Genomic DNA, 12786 nt, shown 5'->3' with positions numbered 1-12786 from the left:
CATTTTTGACTCAATAAAAAAGCCGCTTTTCAGCGGCTTTTTTTCTTCATGAAGAAGATTACTTCTTAGCGTCAGCAGCAGGAGCGGCTGGAGCAGCAGGTGCTGCAGGGGCGGCTGGAGCAGCAGCAGGAGCTTCAGCAGCAGGGGCGGCAGGAGCTGCAGCAGCAGGAGCTTCAGCAGGTTTTGCTTCTTCTTTTTTACCGCAAGCGGCCAAAGCGATAGCTAACATTGCAGCAAATACGAGTGACTTCTTCATTTGTAATTTCCTCTAAAAAAATTAAACACCAATTATCGATAATTGTTGTGGGAGATACCAAGGGCAAATCCCTAGGTAGTTTCCTGTATTTATTATAGCCATACCTGATTAATCTTCGAAAATCAGCCAACCAGCGAGGTAGGCTTCGTAAAGACTTGTTTTGCTGCTATTTTTAAGCCGGTTAGTTTGTAGTCTTTTGGTGGACGATAGAGCGTTCCAGGCAGATATGATCTCGATGGTTTGATCTTTTGTGACATTGTCACCATTGCAAAATACCTGTTTGCCAAGGCTCAAAATACGGCTTTGGGGGCTTGTAATGAGTGATGTATTAGCAAGCTTCCTGAGGAATTGGCTCGGGCTTAAGGGCTGCTTGGGGCCATCAAAAAATGCCTGCTGTTTGGGTTCGGATAGGTATGCGGTGATGCCGGGTAAAAATCGATCAATTTGGTTTAAGTTCAGGCTAGCTAACTGTTCACGTAGTTGTTTGATGAGCTCTTGTGGAAGTTGCTCAGGGCTGTCGGTTGACCCCTGTTTTGGGTCAGCAAATTTACGCTCTAATTCGGGAATGTCTTCCAAGGATTCGGCGAGTCGCCATAAACCCTCTTGAAGTAATTCTTTAAAGCTAGGAGAGCGAAACCCTACAGACCAAGTTTGACAGCCAGCATCTAAAGCGATCCCATCATGAGCCACATGGGGTGGGAGATACAGCATATCGCCGGGCTCAAGCACCCACTCTTGTTCGCATTGAAAATTCTGCAGAATCTTCAGCGGTAACTTAGTATCGAGGCTCAAGTCTTTCTGTTGAGAGATGCGCCACTGTCTTCTTCCTGAAATTTGGATGAGAAAAACATCATAGGAATCAAAGTGGGGTCCCACGCCTCCACCAATGCCAGCAATGCTGATCATCAAGTCATCTAAGCGAGCATCAGGTATAAAGCGAAACCAAGAAAGCACTTTTGCAGCTGCGGGATGATGGGCTTCCATACCTTGGAGCAAAAGTGTCCAGTCCCGCATATCGAGCTTAGGTAAGGATTTTTTTTGGAAGGGTCCCTGATCAAAGCGCCAAGGCTTAGATTGAATGAGGCGAGACTCTACTTCCTCTTGAGCGGCAAAGTGAACTAATTGTTCATAAGAAATCGGGCTTTCTAGCGACCACTCGTTTTGAGAGCAAAGCGCAAATGCTGGAATCGCCCCCCGAACAAGCAAGGGCTTTTTATGCCAATACCGTTTCATGAACTGCTCAGGGCTCATTCCGCCAAATAGGGCCCAGGACGCGTTTAAAGGGAGCTTTTGGGGTGCTTGGGGCGGCTGATAAGGCTTGCTCAAGTAAAATGAACTCATAAAGTAAAGGCTAGTGTTAAATCATTAAAAAAACGAATGTACGACAAATTGCGCATGAAGATTGAAAAAAATACTATCGTATCCCTTCGATATAAATTAACCGATGCTCAAAATAATGTCATCGAGGAGCCAGATGCTCCGATGGTATACCTGCACGGTGGCTATGAAGGCACTTTCCCCAAAATTGAATCGATGTTGGACGGTCAAGACATTGGCTATGAAGCCACTATTCAATTAGAGCCTAATGAGGCTTTTGGCGAATATGACCCAGAACTACTGAAGATAGAACCACGTACGCGCTTCCCAGAGCCATTAGAAGTAGGCATGCAATTTGAAGGTGTTCCAGATTCTGATGCAGATGAAGAGTCTGAAGATATCTCTGCATCTGCTGATGATGCAGACGAAACTGACGATGAACCTTTGATCTATACCGTGACTGATGTGGCTGATAACCAAGTTGTTCTAGATGGTAACCATCCCCTGGCAGGGATGGCTCTTCGCTTCTGGGTGCAGGTAGAGGATGTGCGCGCAGCGACTGATGATGAAATTCAAAATCGCTATCCCGAAGGAAGTGAGAACTTCACCTTTGGTATGCCCAATGAGGACGCAGATGAGGAAGATTTTCTTGAGAAAGCACTGAGCTTAAAAACCCAGGCACCACGCACCTTGCATTAATCCGCAAGATAGACATTACTCTTTAAGCCATTCCTTAATGGCATCCAGATCGCGCTTGGTATCGCTGTTGGCAGGAGAATCTGTCGGAAGATTGCTTAACTTGGCGAGCGCCTTTTCAAGCTGAGCAATTTTGGCCTCTTGTTCGATCGTGGCATCAATTAAACCCTTGAGCGCCATCGATACTGGATCGTCTACATTGGGCGTGACACCATAAGCAGAAAAATACTCTTTCGTTTTGCTATCTGCGCTTTGAGGCAGATCAGGATGCAAGATGCGTGCAGGGATGCCCACTGCAGTAGCTCCTGGAGGAATTTCTTTTAAGACGACGGCGTTTGATCCAACGCGTGCACCATCGCCCACAGTAAATCCACCGAGTACTTTTGCACCAGCACTCACAACTACACCTTTACCCAGGGTGGGGTGACGTTTCACCCCTTTATAGAGAGAGGTGCCACCTAAAGTCACGCCTTGGTAAATGGTGCAGTCATCACCAATTTCTGTAGTCTCGCCAATCACAATGCCAAGACCATGATCTAAAAAGACGCGACGACCAATCTTGGCGCCCGGATGAATTTCAATGCCGGTGATAAAACGTGACAGCATCGATAGAACCCGTGCAATCCACTTCAGACCTAGGTTCCATAAAAAATGAGAGATACGGTGCAGCCAAACTGCATGTAAGCCTTGATAGCAGGTGATCACCTCGAGACGGTTTCTAGCTGCGGGGTCTCGGAGGATGATGGAGTCGACTTGGTCGAAGAGTGAATTAAACATGGCTAGATTTTAACGGGGCTGGCTTATTTTCTCAGGAGCATCTGTTTGGCAATTCCGCGCAAGAGGTCGATTTCTTCCTGATGGAGGCGGCTGCGAGCAAATAAGGCCTCCAAGCGGGGCATCAGCTTCTTAGGATTGGCGGGATCAAGATAGCCAATAGCCTCTAGACCCTGACGCCAATGCTCCAACATAGCAGCCACCGCAGCTGGATCAGCATAGTCCGACAAATCCCGACTATTGCTTGAGTTCTGCGAGATGCCTGCTAAAAACGCTTCTCTCAGCGTGTAGGCGCAGACCATCAGCGCTTGCGCAAGATTTAAGGATGGGTAATCGGGGTTGGCGTCCAACCAGACGCGATGAGTGCATAAGGAAAGATGATGGTTTTCTAAACCCGTTCTTTCGGGGCCAAAGACAAGAGCGACTTGCCCCTGATTGCGTACTGTGTCGGTAATCAGGCCTCGAGCGGTTTCCCAATCTATGGCGGGAGGGCCAAACTCTCGTTCACGGCTAGTAAGACCCAGAACAAGTGAGCAACCCTGCACAGCGCTATCAAGAGACTCTGACTCTTGTGAAGATTCGAGTAGGTCAGCAGCGCCGCTAGCCAAAGCAATTGCCTCAGCTTGATTAGCAATACCTGGAATTTTTGGCTTAATCAGATGAAGGTAGTGAAAGCCCATGGTTTTCAGGGCTCTTGCTGCCGAACCCACATTGCCAGGGTGGCTTGTTTCTACGAGAACCCAGCGTATCAGGTGGGCTTGGTCGATTTCCATGAGTTTCTTAGCTGTTTAGTCAGGAGGAGGGTAAATTGCAAATCGTTTAGAATCAGCGTATTAGCTTCGTATTGTCGTGCAGTTTTGGCAATGTGACAGGCTCGTTCTTATTTAATTTGTCCATCAATACTATGCATCCCATGTTAAATGTGGCCGTAAAGGCTGCCCGTCGTGCTGGAACCGTGATTAATCGCGCCTCTCTCAATTTAGAGCGTCTCCAAGTCGATCGTAAACAGCACAATGACTTTGTAACTGAGGTGGACAAGGCCGCAGAAGCGGCCATCATCGAAACCCTGAGCGAGGCCTATCCAACACATGGATTTTTGGCTGAAGAGACGGGTGAACACAATGCCGATGCAGAGAACGTATGGATCATTGATCCATTGGATGGCACAACTAACTTCATTCACGGCTTTCCGCAGTATGCGGTGTCAATTGCTTTAGCAGTCAATGGCGTAATTCAACAGGCTGTTGTCTACGATCCAACTCGCGATGAACTATTTACTGCAACTCGAGGAGCGGGCGCTTATTTGGATCGCCGGCGTTTACGGGTTGGTGCACAAGATCGTTTAGCGAATTCTTTGATTGGCACTGGCTTTCCCTATCGAGAAGATCAAGACCTCGAAAAATATCTCAACATATTTGCAGAGATGTCTCGTCAGTGCGCAGGCTTACGTCGTCCTGGTGCAGCTTCATTAGATTTAGCTTATGTTGCTGCGGGTCGTTACGATGGTTTCTTTGAGAGTGATCTCAAGCCTTGGGATATGGCTGCAGGCGCTCTGTTGATTACTGAAGCCGGTGGCTTGATTGGTAATTACCGCGGTGAAGAGGGATTTTTAAAGAGCGGCGAAGTGATGGCTGCAAATCCACGTATCTACGCGCAAATGGTGCAAACGCTTTCTAAATATTCTGCTTCTTAAGATTTAATCAAGTCGATAGCGCGCACGCCTTGAGCATTAATCATGAGTGCACTCGCTCTCGGGCGAGCACCTTCCGGATGATCTAAGTCCCAGTCAGACAAAACCCAGCGTTGCCAAGATTGTTCGCCTAATTGCTCTTGATGATGAGCGGGTAAATGGGTATGTCCATGTATCAGCTTATCGCCTGAATGACTGCGTAGTATTGCGGCACAAGCTTCTTGAGTGACATTCGTTTTCATCTGATTCTTCTGATGGGAAGCTCTCGCATTGCGTTGATATTGCGCATGACTATTACCCCGTAAATGATTCGCAACGGAACGGCGCCAGGCCAAGGGGAGACAGAGGAATCCTTTTTGCAACCAAGGTTTTCTAGTCAAGCTACGAAATATCTGATAGCCCACATCTGCGGTACATAGAGCATCCCCATGTGAGAGCAGGTATTTTTGACCGGCAAGTTCCACCAGCGAGGGATCTGATAATGCAGTCATGCCAGTTTTTTTCAAGAAGGCAGGACCCACTAGAAAGTCACGGTTGCCATGAATGTAATAGGTTTTGGTTTTGGCAGAAAGATTCGCGAGGGCGCGTTTTACTTCTTGTTGAAAAGGCGAATGCGCTGAAGCATCATCGCCAATCCAAAATTCAAAAAGATCGCCCAGAATAAAAACAGCTTCTACCTGAGAAGCATCTTTTTCACAAAAGTCAAAAAAGCGTTGAGCCGTCAAGGGCATTGACGGCGTCAAGTGTAGGTCTGAGATGAGCAGTGCGCTCGCGTATTGCGGGATCATTCCTCGAGAACAGAGGCTTTCTCAATCACAACATCTTCTGCTGGCACATCTTGATGAAAGCCAGTATTACCAGTCTTCACTTTGCGAATCGTATCAACTACATCCATACCCTCAGTGACTTTGCCAAAGACAGCATAACCCCAGCCTTGCGCATTTTGAGCAGTATGGTTTAGAAATTCATTGTCATTCACGTTGATGAAAAACTGCGCAGTAGCAGAATGTGGATCGCTCGTGCGAGCCATCGCAACGGTACCAAGTTCATTCTTGAGACCATTATTAGCCTCATTCTCAATTTCTGCACCAGTCGGCTTTTGCTTCATGCCAGCAGTCATGCCGCCACCCTGAATCATGAAGTTATTAATCACCCGATGAAAAATTGTGCCATCGTAGTGACCGCTCTTTACATACTGCAAAAAATTTGCAACGCTTATGGGTGCTTTAGCTGCGTCAAGAGTGAGGGTGATATCGCCCTGATTGGTTTTAAGGAGAACCTTCGCCATTGTTTTATTTGCTTTCTAGAGTGTTAGTGGATGGGTTGCTTGAAGAAGAACTGGGGTTTGTAGGACCTCTGGTCTGAGGTTTTAATAAATTGAGTAGATATTTAGCGCGATTGGCATACAGACGCTGATTGAGTTGGGTATTAGCGGCAGCATCTTCGTAAGCCTTAGCACCCAAGCGCACATAGACTTCGCCTAAGTTCGCTGCAGCAGTGCTGTAACTAGGACGCAGCTTCAGTGCGAGCTCTAAATAGTCGCGTGCTTCAATCCATTTATCTTGATTCGCGACGATCGCTGCAAGATTGTTATAAGGCTCTGGCAGCTCTGGAAATTGTTGAGTAATTTCAATTAAGGTTTTCTTGGCCCTATCAAAATCACGTAGCTCAAGTTGCAAGCGGGCCTTGATATAACGTAATTGGACATTACGAGGAGTCTTTTTGAGGCGAGTATTAATTAAATCTATCGCATCTTGATACTTTCTCGCCTTCACTAATTTTTCTATGTCCGATGGCACCGCATTTTTAGTCACCGGATCTGGCTCAATAATCAAGAAAGATAAAAAGGGCACACCAACGGTTTCAGAGAGCTCTGGATTTAATGGATCGTATGGAGTATCCGCAGAGAGTCTGGGAGGATCACTGGGCCCATAGCCGCCCAGGTAGGCTTGAGTTTTAGCTTGTGGAGAAGTTGCTTCTTGCCTATTGACGGCGGCGATTTCAGCATTTGCCTGTTGTTGGGCAGGGGTACTGCATCCAGTCAGCAATAAAAAGCTCAGGGCAATAGCAATTGCTAGAAAAGTGGTGACGATCGGTGCTTTGAGGGTTGCAAACATAAGGGAAGGGGTGAAAAACTGGCTCATTCGATATACTCAGCGCTCAGTCTAACAAATTGGCGCTACTTGCCTCACCTTTATAGCCCTATGCTGCAAATCTATAACACCCTAAGCCGTTCTAAACAGGTTTTTAAGCCCATCGAACCGGGTAAGGTGAAGATGTATGTCTGCGGCATGACGGTCTATGATTTTTGCCATATTGGCCACGCCAGGGTCATGATCGTCTTTGATATGGTTGTTCGCTGGCTCAGAGCCAGTGGCTACCAGGTTCTCTATGTTCGCAATATCACCGATATTGACGACAAAATCATTAAGCGTGCTCTAGAAAATGGCGAGCTGATTACAAGCTTAACCAATCGCTTCATTGCTGCTATGCATTCTGACTCTGATGAGTTAGGTTTAATGCATCCAGATCAGGAGCCGCGTGCTACGGATTACATCAAACAAATGCAAGGCATGATCGGCAAGCTTATTGATAATGAATTGGCGTATCAAGCAGAAGACGGCGATGTCAATTTTGCAGTTCGTTTACTGCCCCGTTACGGTCAATTGTCTGGCAAATCTCTCGATGAACTCAATGCAGGTGAGCGCGTTGCAGTAGGAGGAGGTAAACGCGATCCATTGGATTTTGTATTGTGGAAGAGCGCTAAGCCAGAAGAGCCTGCAGATACCCGTTGGAAATCCCCTTGGGGCGAGGGCCGACCAGGTTGGCATATCGAGTGCTCAGCCATGTCATGCGACTTACTTGGCGAACACTTTGATATTCATGGTGGTGGCGCTGATTTGCAGTTTCCGCATCATGAAAATGAAATCGCCCAAAGCGAAGGGGTTTTGTACGGGCAAAATCGAAAAGATGATGATCCCCCTTTTGTGAACTATTGGATGCATAACGGTCATATTCGAGTGAACCAAGAGAAGATGTCTAAGTCATTGGGTAACTTCTTCTTAATACGTGATGTCTTAAAAAGTTTTGATCCCGAAGTTTTGCGATTCTTTATGCTGAAAGCCCATTACCGCAGCCCCATCAATTACAGTGATGCGCAATTAGAAGAGGCGCGTGCTGGCTTGGTGCGCTTATATACCGCCTTAGCACAGGTACCCAGCCTAGTAAACGTCGCGCTTGATCCCAATAATTCCTGGTCACAGCGCTTTGCCGATGCCATGAACGATGACTTTAATACATCAGATGCGATTGCGGTGTTGTTTGATTTGGCAAGTGAAGTCAATCGAGCTCAAGGTGATGAGAGACAGATACTCGCAAGCACCCTCAAATCTTTAGGTGGCGTTTTGAATTTCTTGCAACGAGATCCAACCACATTTTTACAATCAGGCACTAAAGACAAAGGCGGCTTCAGTCCGGAGCAAATCGAAGAACAAATTGCTGCTCGGGTTGCGGCTAAGCAAGCAAAAGATTTTGCTAAAGCCGACCTTATTCGTAAAACTTTATTAGAACAGGGCGTTGTCTTGGAAGATAAGCCTGGCGGTCTCACAGAATGGCGGAGGGCTTAATGGCGCCTGTTAAAGAGGAGTCAATCCTGAAAGAGGTTGCGCCTGATTATTGGGCGCAGGCTTGTCGTGAGCTGATGAAGCATGATCGTATTATGAAGAAATTGATTCCCAAATATGGATCTGGTTTTTTAGTTACTCGGGGCGATGCATTTACAACGCTTGCTCGTGCGATTGTTGGGCAACAAATCTCCGTAGCTGCTGCCCAAGCAGTGTGGGATAGGGTGCTTATCGCTAGCAAGAAAAAAGTGAACCCAAAAAATATCTTGGCGCTCACGGTGGAGGATTTAAGGACAGCTGGCTTATCAGGTCGCAAGGTCGAGTACATCCGCGACTTGGCCGATCACTTTGATTCTGGTCGTCTCCATGCTAATCAGTGGAAAGATATGGACGATGAGAACGTAATCAAAGAATTGAGCGCAATTCGGGGAATTGGACGCTGGACCGCAGAAATGTTCCTCATTTTTAATCTGGTTCGCCCTAATATTCTGCCGCTAGATGATGTTGGCCTCATTAAGGCAATTTCCCTCAATTACTTCAGTGGTGAGCCTGTTAGCCGCCATGAGGCAAGGGAAGTGGCGGCTAATTGGGCCCCATGGCGTACGGTTGCTACCTGGTATATGTGGAGAAGTATCGATCCCATCCCGGTTGAATATTAAAATTAGACTATGAAAACGACTTTCCTAGATTTTGAGCAGCAAATCGCCGAATTAGAGTCAAAGATTGAAGAGCTGCGTTTTGTGCAAGATGAATCATCGGTAGATATCTCTGATGAGATCAAAACGCTTTCTGAAAAAAGCCTGCAACTCACCAAGGATGTTTATGCCAACTTAACGCCTTGGCAGGTATCGCAAGTTGCGCGTCACCCGCAACGTCCGTACACCTTGGACTATGTTGACGCCTTATTCACTGACTTCCATGAACTCCACGGTGATCGTACGTTTGCAGACGACCAATCGATCATTGGCGGTCTAGCGCGTTTTGATCATCAGCCGTGCATGGTGATTGGTCATCAAAAAGGTCGCGATACTAAAGAGCGTGCCTTGCGTAATTTCGGTATGAGTCGCCCTGAAGGGTATCGCAAAGCTATGCGCCTTATGCGCCTTGCAGAAAAGTTTGGTATTCCTGTATTTACTTTCGTAGATACACCAGGTGCATTTCCCGGCATCGATGCAGAGGAGCGCAATCAATCTGAAGCGATTGGTCGTAACCTCTATGTGCAAGCTGAGCTTGAAGTGCCGATCATCGCTACGATCATTGGTGAAGGTGGTTCGGGCGGCGCTCTGGCAATTGCCATGGGTGATGTTGTCTTGATGTTGCAGAACTCTACTTATTCTGTCATTTCTCCAGAAGGATGTGCCTCTATTCTTTGGAAGACCGCTGATAGAGCCTCTGAGGCTGCTGAACAGTTGGGCTTAACTGCGCAACGCTTGAAAGCCCTGGGCTTAATCGACAAGATTGTGGCTGAGCCAGTTGGTGGGGCTCATCGGGATTACGATGTCATGATGAGTAACATGAGCAAAGCCCTTGCCGAATCGATCAAAACTTTTGATGGCATGAAGGCTGACGCATTACTTGAACGTCGTCATGCGCGTCTAATGAGTTATGGCAAGTTCAAGGAAATCACAGCCAAGTCTTAAGTCTACAAATCGAATTGCGGTCGCCTTAAGTGGTGGCCTCGATTCGGTTGTATTACTCGACACCGTTTGCAAAGCGCAAGCAAAAAATAAAAATACCGAAATTTTTGTTTTCCATATTCATCATGGTTTGCAAAAACCTGCAGATGACTGGCTCATCTTTTGCGAGAAGCTCGCTCAGAAATACAAAGTTCATTTTGACTTTCGCTTACTTCATCTAAGTCAAGAAGAAGGCAATATCGAAGCTAGAGCAAGAGCAGGGCGTTATGAGGCTCTAGCGGATCTCTGTGAAGAATATGGCATTGAAGATTTACTGCTAGCGCATCATCTGAACGATCAGGCAGAAACTGTTTTGTTGCAACTCTTACGTGGTGCCGGGGTGGCTGGTTTATCAGGCATGCCTGCTATCAGGGAGATCAAGGTAGGCAGTAATACTGTCACCCTTTGGCGTCCACTGCTGAATCAAAGTAGAGCGGAATTGGAAACCTACGCTAAAGAACATAAGCTTCAATGGATAGAAGATCCTAGTAATCAAAATCGTCAATTCAGACGTAACGCGATTCGCAAAGACATCATTCCAAGGCTGGTAAAGATTCAGCCAGAAGCGATTATGAATTTGGCACGCAGTGCAAATCTACTGAGTGATGCACAAACATTGTTAGATCGCCTAGCAATTCAAGATAGCAAAGATATTCTTTTAAAAGACTCCCTGAAAACAAAACCACTATTGAGTTTAGCTAAGTTAGACCAGGCAGCAGCAAACAATATTCTGCGCTATTGGCTAAGGCTGAATGAATTAGCCATGCCATCCCAAGAGCGGCTTGACGCTTGGTGGCGTGATCTGCGTTCAGTGAAAAGTGATGCTCAGCTTGAGTGGGCTCATGATGGCAAAGCCATTCGGCTGTGGCGCGATCAATTGCAAGTGTCTAGCCCTAGCTCAGGGCTGTGGGTTTTTAAACCCATTGCATCTAGAAGTAAAAATCTGGGCTTGCCGGCTGCCTGGGTAAAAAGTGCTCAAAAAGAAGGGCGTATTCATACCAAAACCAGGTCGGGTACTGAAAAGCTACAAATTAAACCCAATACTCCGCGAAAAACCTTGAAAAATCTCTTCCAGGAAGGCGACATACCGCCCTGGCAACGCAATGCGCCTCTGCTGTATATCGACAATCAACTGATTGCGGTTGCTGGTGTAGGCCTTAGTCATCCACACTCAGTAGATTCTGGATCACGCGTTTTGCCCGTGTGGCAAGAGAAGGCTTTGCAGGTTCAAAACCCTGTAAAATAAGCCCTTTTTAGATCCTCGGGTAGTAAATTCCCGCTTACAGAGAATTGAATAGACGGTTTTATGGCTCTTATCGTTCATAAATACGGTGGCACCTCAATGGGCTCGGTTGAGCGCATTGCGAATGTCGCTAAACGCGTTGCCAAATGGATGCGTGCTGGCCACCAGGTGGTCGTAGTACCTTCGGCTATGTCAGGTGAAACCAATCGCTTGCTAGGCTTGGCAAAAGAAATTAATCCTGAGGCAAATCCCCGCGAGTTAGATCAAATTGCCTCAACGGGTGAGCAGGTCAGCTCTGGTTTGCTTGCCTTAGCGTTGATGCGCGAAGGTATTGATGCAGTGAGCTACGCTGGTTGGCAAGTTACTGTGCATACGGATTCTGCTTTTACCAAAGCGCGCATTAAGAGTATTGATGATAAAAAGATTCTGAATGATCTCAATGCAGGTCGCGCAGTAGTCGTCACTGGATTCCAGGGAGTGGATTCAGAAGGAAACATCACTACTTTAGGTCGCGGTGGTTCTGATACGTCCGCGGTAGCGATGGCTGCTGCACTCAAAGCTGATGAGTGCTTAATCTATACCGACGTCGATGGCGTATACACCACTGACCCACGCGTCTGTGAGGATGCGCGTCGCTTGGATAAGATTACCTTTGAAGAGATGCTAGAAATGGCTAGCCTCGGTTCTAAGGTATTGCAAATTCGTTCAGTTGAGTTTGCCGGTAAGTACAAAGTTAAAACCCGTGTTCTGTCATCGTTGACAGATCCATTGATGCCCTTAGACCAAGAGATGAAGTCGGGCACCTTGATTACATTTGAAGAGGACAGCACTATGGAAGCCGCAGTTATTTCCGGCATCGCCTTTGCGCGTGATGAAGCGAAGATTACCGTGTTAGGAGTTCCTGATCGTCCAGGTATCGCCTATCAAATTCTGGGTCCAATCGCTGATGCAAATATTGATGTGGACATCATCATTCAAAATCAATCTGTAGATGGTAAGACTGACTTCACCTTCACAGTTCCAAGAGCTGATTATCAGAAAGCTTTGGATATTTTGAAGAACACAGTTCAAGCACATATCGAAGCAAAAGAAATCTCAGGTGATCCTAAGGTTTCCAAAGTTTCAGTTGTGGGCGTTGGCATGCGTTCCCATGTAGGCATCGCTAGCAAAATGTTCCGCACCTTGTCAGAAGAGGGCATCAATATCTTGATGATCTCCACAAGTGAAATCAAAATTTCAGTAGTGATCGACGAGAAGTACATGGAGTTAGCAGTACGCGCCCTGCACAAGGCATTTGAGCTCGACCAGAAGTAAACCAATCAAAAGGGCATTAAAGCCCCTCAGAAGCGGTTATCCGTTAAACTGTGTGGCGTTGTTGTATCAAAAGAGCTGTAAAAAGTACGGAGACGTGGCCGAGCTGGTCGAAGGCACTCCCCTGCTAAGGGAGCATCGGGGCTAAAACTCTGATCGGAGGTTCGAATCCTCTCGTCTCCGCCAGTACTTTTCAAATA

At 46.9% G+C, this 12786-nt stretch carries 14 protein-coding genes and 1 tRNA gene; 8 read left to right on the top strand and 7 right to left on the bottom strand.

Annotated features, from left to right (window positions below):
- Positions 1-58 precede the first annotated feature (58 nt).
- Together ICN21_RS02450 and ICN21_RS02445 are read right to left on the bottom strand one after the other, a co-directional pair.
- Complete coding sequence (locus ICN21_RS02450) at positions 59-256, bottom strand: hypothetical protein (RefSeq protein WP_215317994.1); 198 nt, start codon at positions 254-256, stop codon at positions 59-61.
- A 108-nt stretch (positions 257-364) separates the two neighbouring features.
- Positions 365-1597, bottom strand: a complete 1233-nt coding sequence (locus ICN21_RS02445) for a cupin domain-containing protein (RefSeq protein ID WP_216176479.1) — start codon at positions 1595-1597, stop codon at positions 365-367.
- 54 nt (positions 1598-1651) lie between these two features.
- Here ICN21_RS02445 and ICN21_RS02440 point away from each other — a divergent pair, with 54 nt between their 5' ends.
- Positions 1652-2272, top strand: coding sequence for a peptidylprolyl isomerase (locus ICN21_RS02440; protein ID WP_215297397.1), 621 nt, complete (start codon positions 1652-1654; stop codon positions 2270-2272).
- 15 nt (positions 2273-2287) lie between these two features.
- Here the strand turns inward: ICN21_RS02440 and cysE are convergent, their stop codons facing one another.
- Both cysE and ICN21_RS02430 read right to left on the bottom strand, forming a co-directional pair.
- The gene (gene cysE / locus ICN21_RS02435) at positions 2288-3046 is read right to left on the bottom strand and encodes a serine O-acetyltransferase (RefSeq protein ID WP_215294706.1); all 759 of its coding nucleotides are present in this window, start codon (positions 3044-3046) and stop codon (positions 2288-2290) included.
- 23 nt (positions 3047-3069) lie between these two features.
- Positions 3070-3816, bottom strand: coding sequence for an RNA methyltransferase (locus ICN21_RS02430; RefSeq protein WP_216176478.1), 747 nt, complete (start codon positions 3814-3816; stop codon positions 3070-3072).
- A 131-nt stretch (positions 3817-3947) separates the two neighbouring features.
- On the opposite strand from ICN21_RS02430, the gene ICN21_RS02425 reads away from it, so the two are divergent.
- On the top strand, positions 3948-4736 hold the full coding sequence (locus ICN21_RS02425) for an inositol monophosphatase family protein (RefSeq protein ID WP_215294702.1): 789 nt from the start codon (positions 3948-3950) through the stop codon (positions 4734-4736).
- Here ICN21_RS02425 and ICN21_RS02420 read toward each other — a convergent pair.
- Genes ICN21_RS02420 through ICN21_RS02410 form a run of 3 tightly spaced genes read right to left on the bottom strand, consistent with a single transcriptional unit; the run spans position 4733 to position 6877 of the window.
- Positions 4733-5521, bottom strand: coding sequence for a UDP-2,3-diacylglucosamine diphosphatase (locus ICN21_RS02420; protein WP_216176477.1), 789 nt, complete (start codon positions 5519-5521; stop codon positions 4733-4735). The two genes, ICN21_RS02425 and ICN21_RS02420, sit on opposite strands and share 4 nt — an antisense overlap.
- Positions 5518-6021, bottom strand: a complete 504-nt coding sequence (locus ICN21_RS02415) for a peptidylprolyl isomerase (RefSeq protein WP_216176476.1) — start codon at positions 6019-6021, stop codon at positions 5518-5520. Before ICN21_RS02415 ends, ICN21_RS02420 begins: the two co-directional genes overlap by 4 nt.
- 4 nt (positions 6022-6025) lie before the next feature.
- Complete coding sequence (locus ICN21_RS02410; RefSeq protein ID WP_255534176.1) at positions 6026-6877, bottom strand: tetratricopeptide repeat protein; 852 nt, start codon at positions 6875-6877, stop codon at positions 6026-6028.
- Positions 6878-6937: 60 nt separating this feature from the next.
- On the opposite strand from ICN21_RS02410, the gene cysS reads away from it, so the two are divergent.
- The 6 genes from cysS (at position 6938) to ICN21_RS02380 (ending at position 12772) form a co-directional block, all read left to right on the top strand.
- Positions 6938-8359 (top strand): cysteine--tRNA ligase, encoded by a 1422-nt coding sequence (cysS, locus tag ICN21_RS02405; protein ID WP_216176475.1) that lies wholly within the window; start codon positions 6938-6940, stop codon positions 8357-8359.
- Positions 8359-9015 carry a DNA-3-methyladenine glycosylase gene (locus ICN21_RS02400; protein ID WP_216176474.1) on the top strand — a complete coding sequence of 219 codons (657 nt, stop codon included), beginning with the start codon at positions 8359-8361 and terminating at the stop codon, positions 9013-9015. Before cysS ends, ICN21_RS02400 begins: the two co-directional genes overlap by 1 nt.
- Positions 9016-9024: 9 nt before the next feature.
- Entirely contained in the window at positions 9025-9996 is a 972-nt protein-coding gene (locus ICN21_RS02395; RefSeq protein ID WP_216176473.1) for an acetyl-CoA carboxylase carboxyltransferase subunit alpha, read from the top strand.
- A complete protein-coding gene (gene tilS / locus ICN21_RS02390; RefSeq protein WP_216176471.1) occupies positions 9962-11278 on the top strand; it encodes a tRNA lysidine(34) synthetase TilS in 1317 nt (438 codons plus the stop codon). The genes ICN21_RS02395 and tilS overlap by 35 nt, the downstream gene beginning before the upstream one ends.
- A 60-nt stretch (positions 11279-11338) precedes the next feature.
- Positions 11339-12589 (top strand): aspartate kinase, encoded by a 1251-nt coding sequence (locus tag ICN21_RS02385; protein ID WP_215317983.1) that lies wholly within the window; start codon positions 11339-11341, stop codon positions 12587-12589.
- Positions 12590-12677: 88 nt separating this feature from the next.
- Positions 12678-12772 (top strand) — tRNA-Ser (locus ICN21_RS02380).
- Positions 12773-12786: the final 14 nt, after the last annotated feature.

Origin of the sequence: Polynucleobacter sp. AP-Feld-500C-C5 (assembly GCF_018882265.1) — a bacterium.
GTDB lineage: Bacteria > Pseudomonadota > Gammaproteobacteria > Burkholderiales > Burkholderiaceae > Polynucleobacter.
This window is presented reverse-complemented; position numbering and strand designations above follow the sequence as displayed.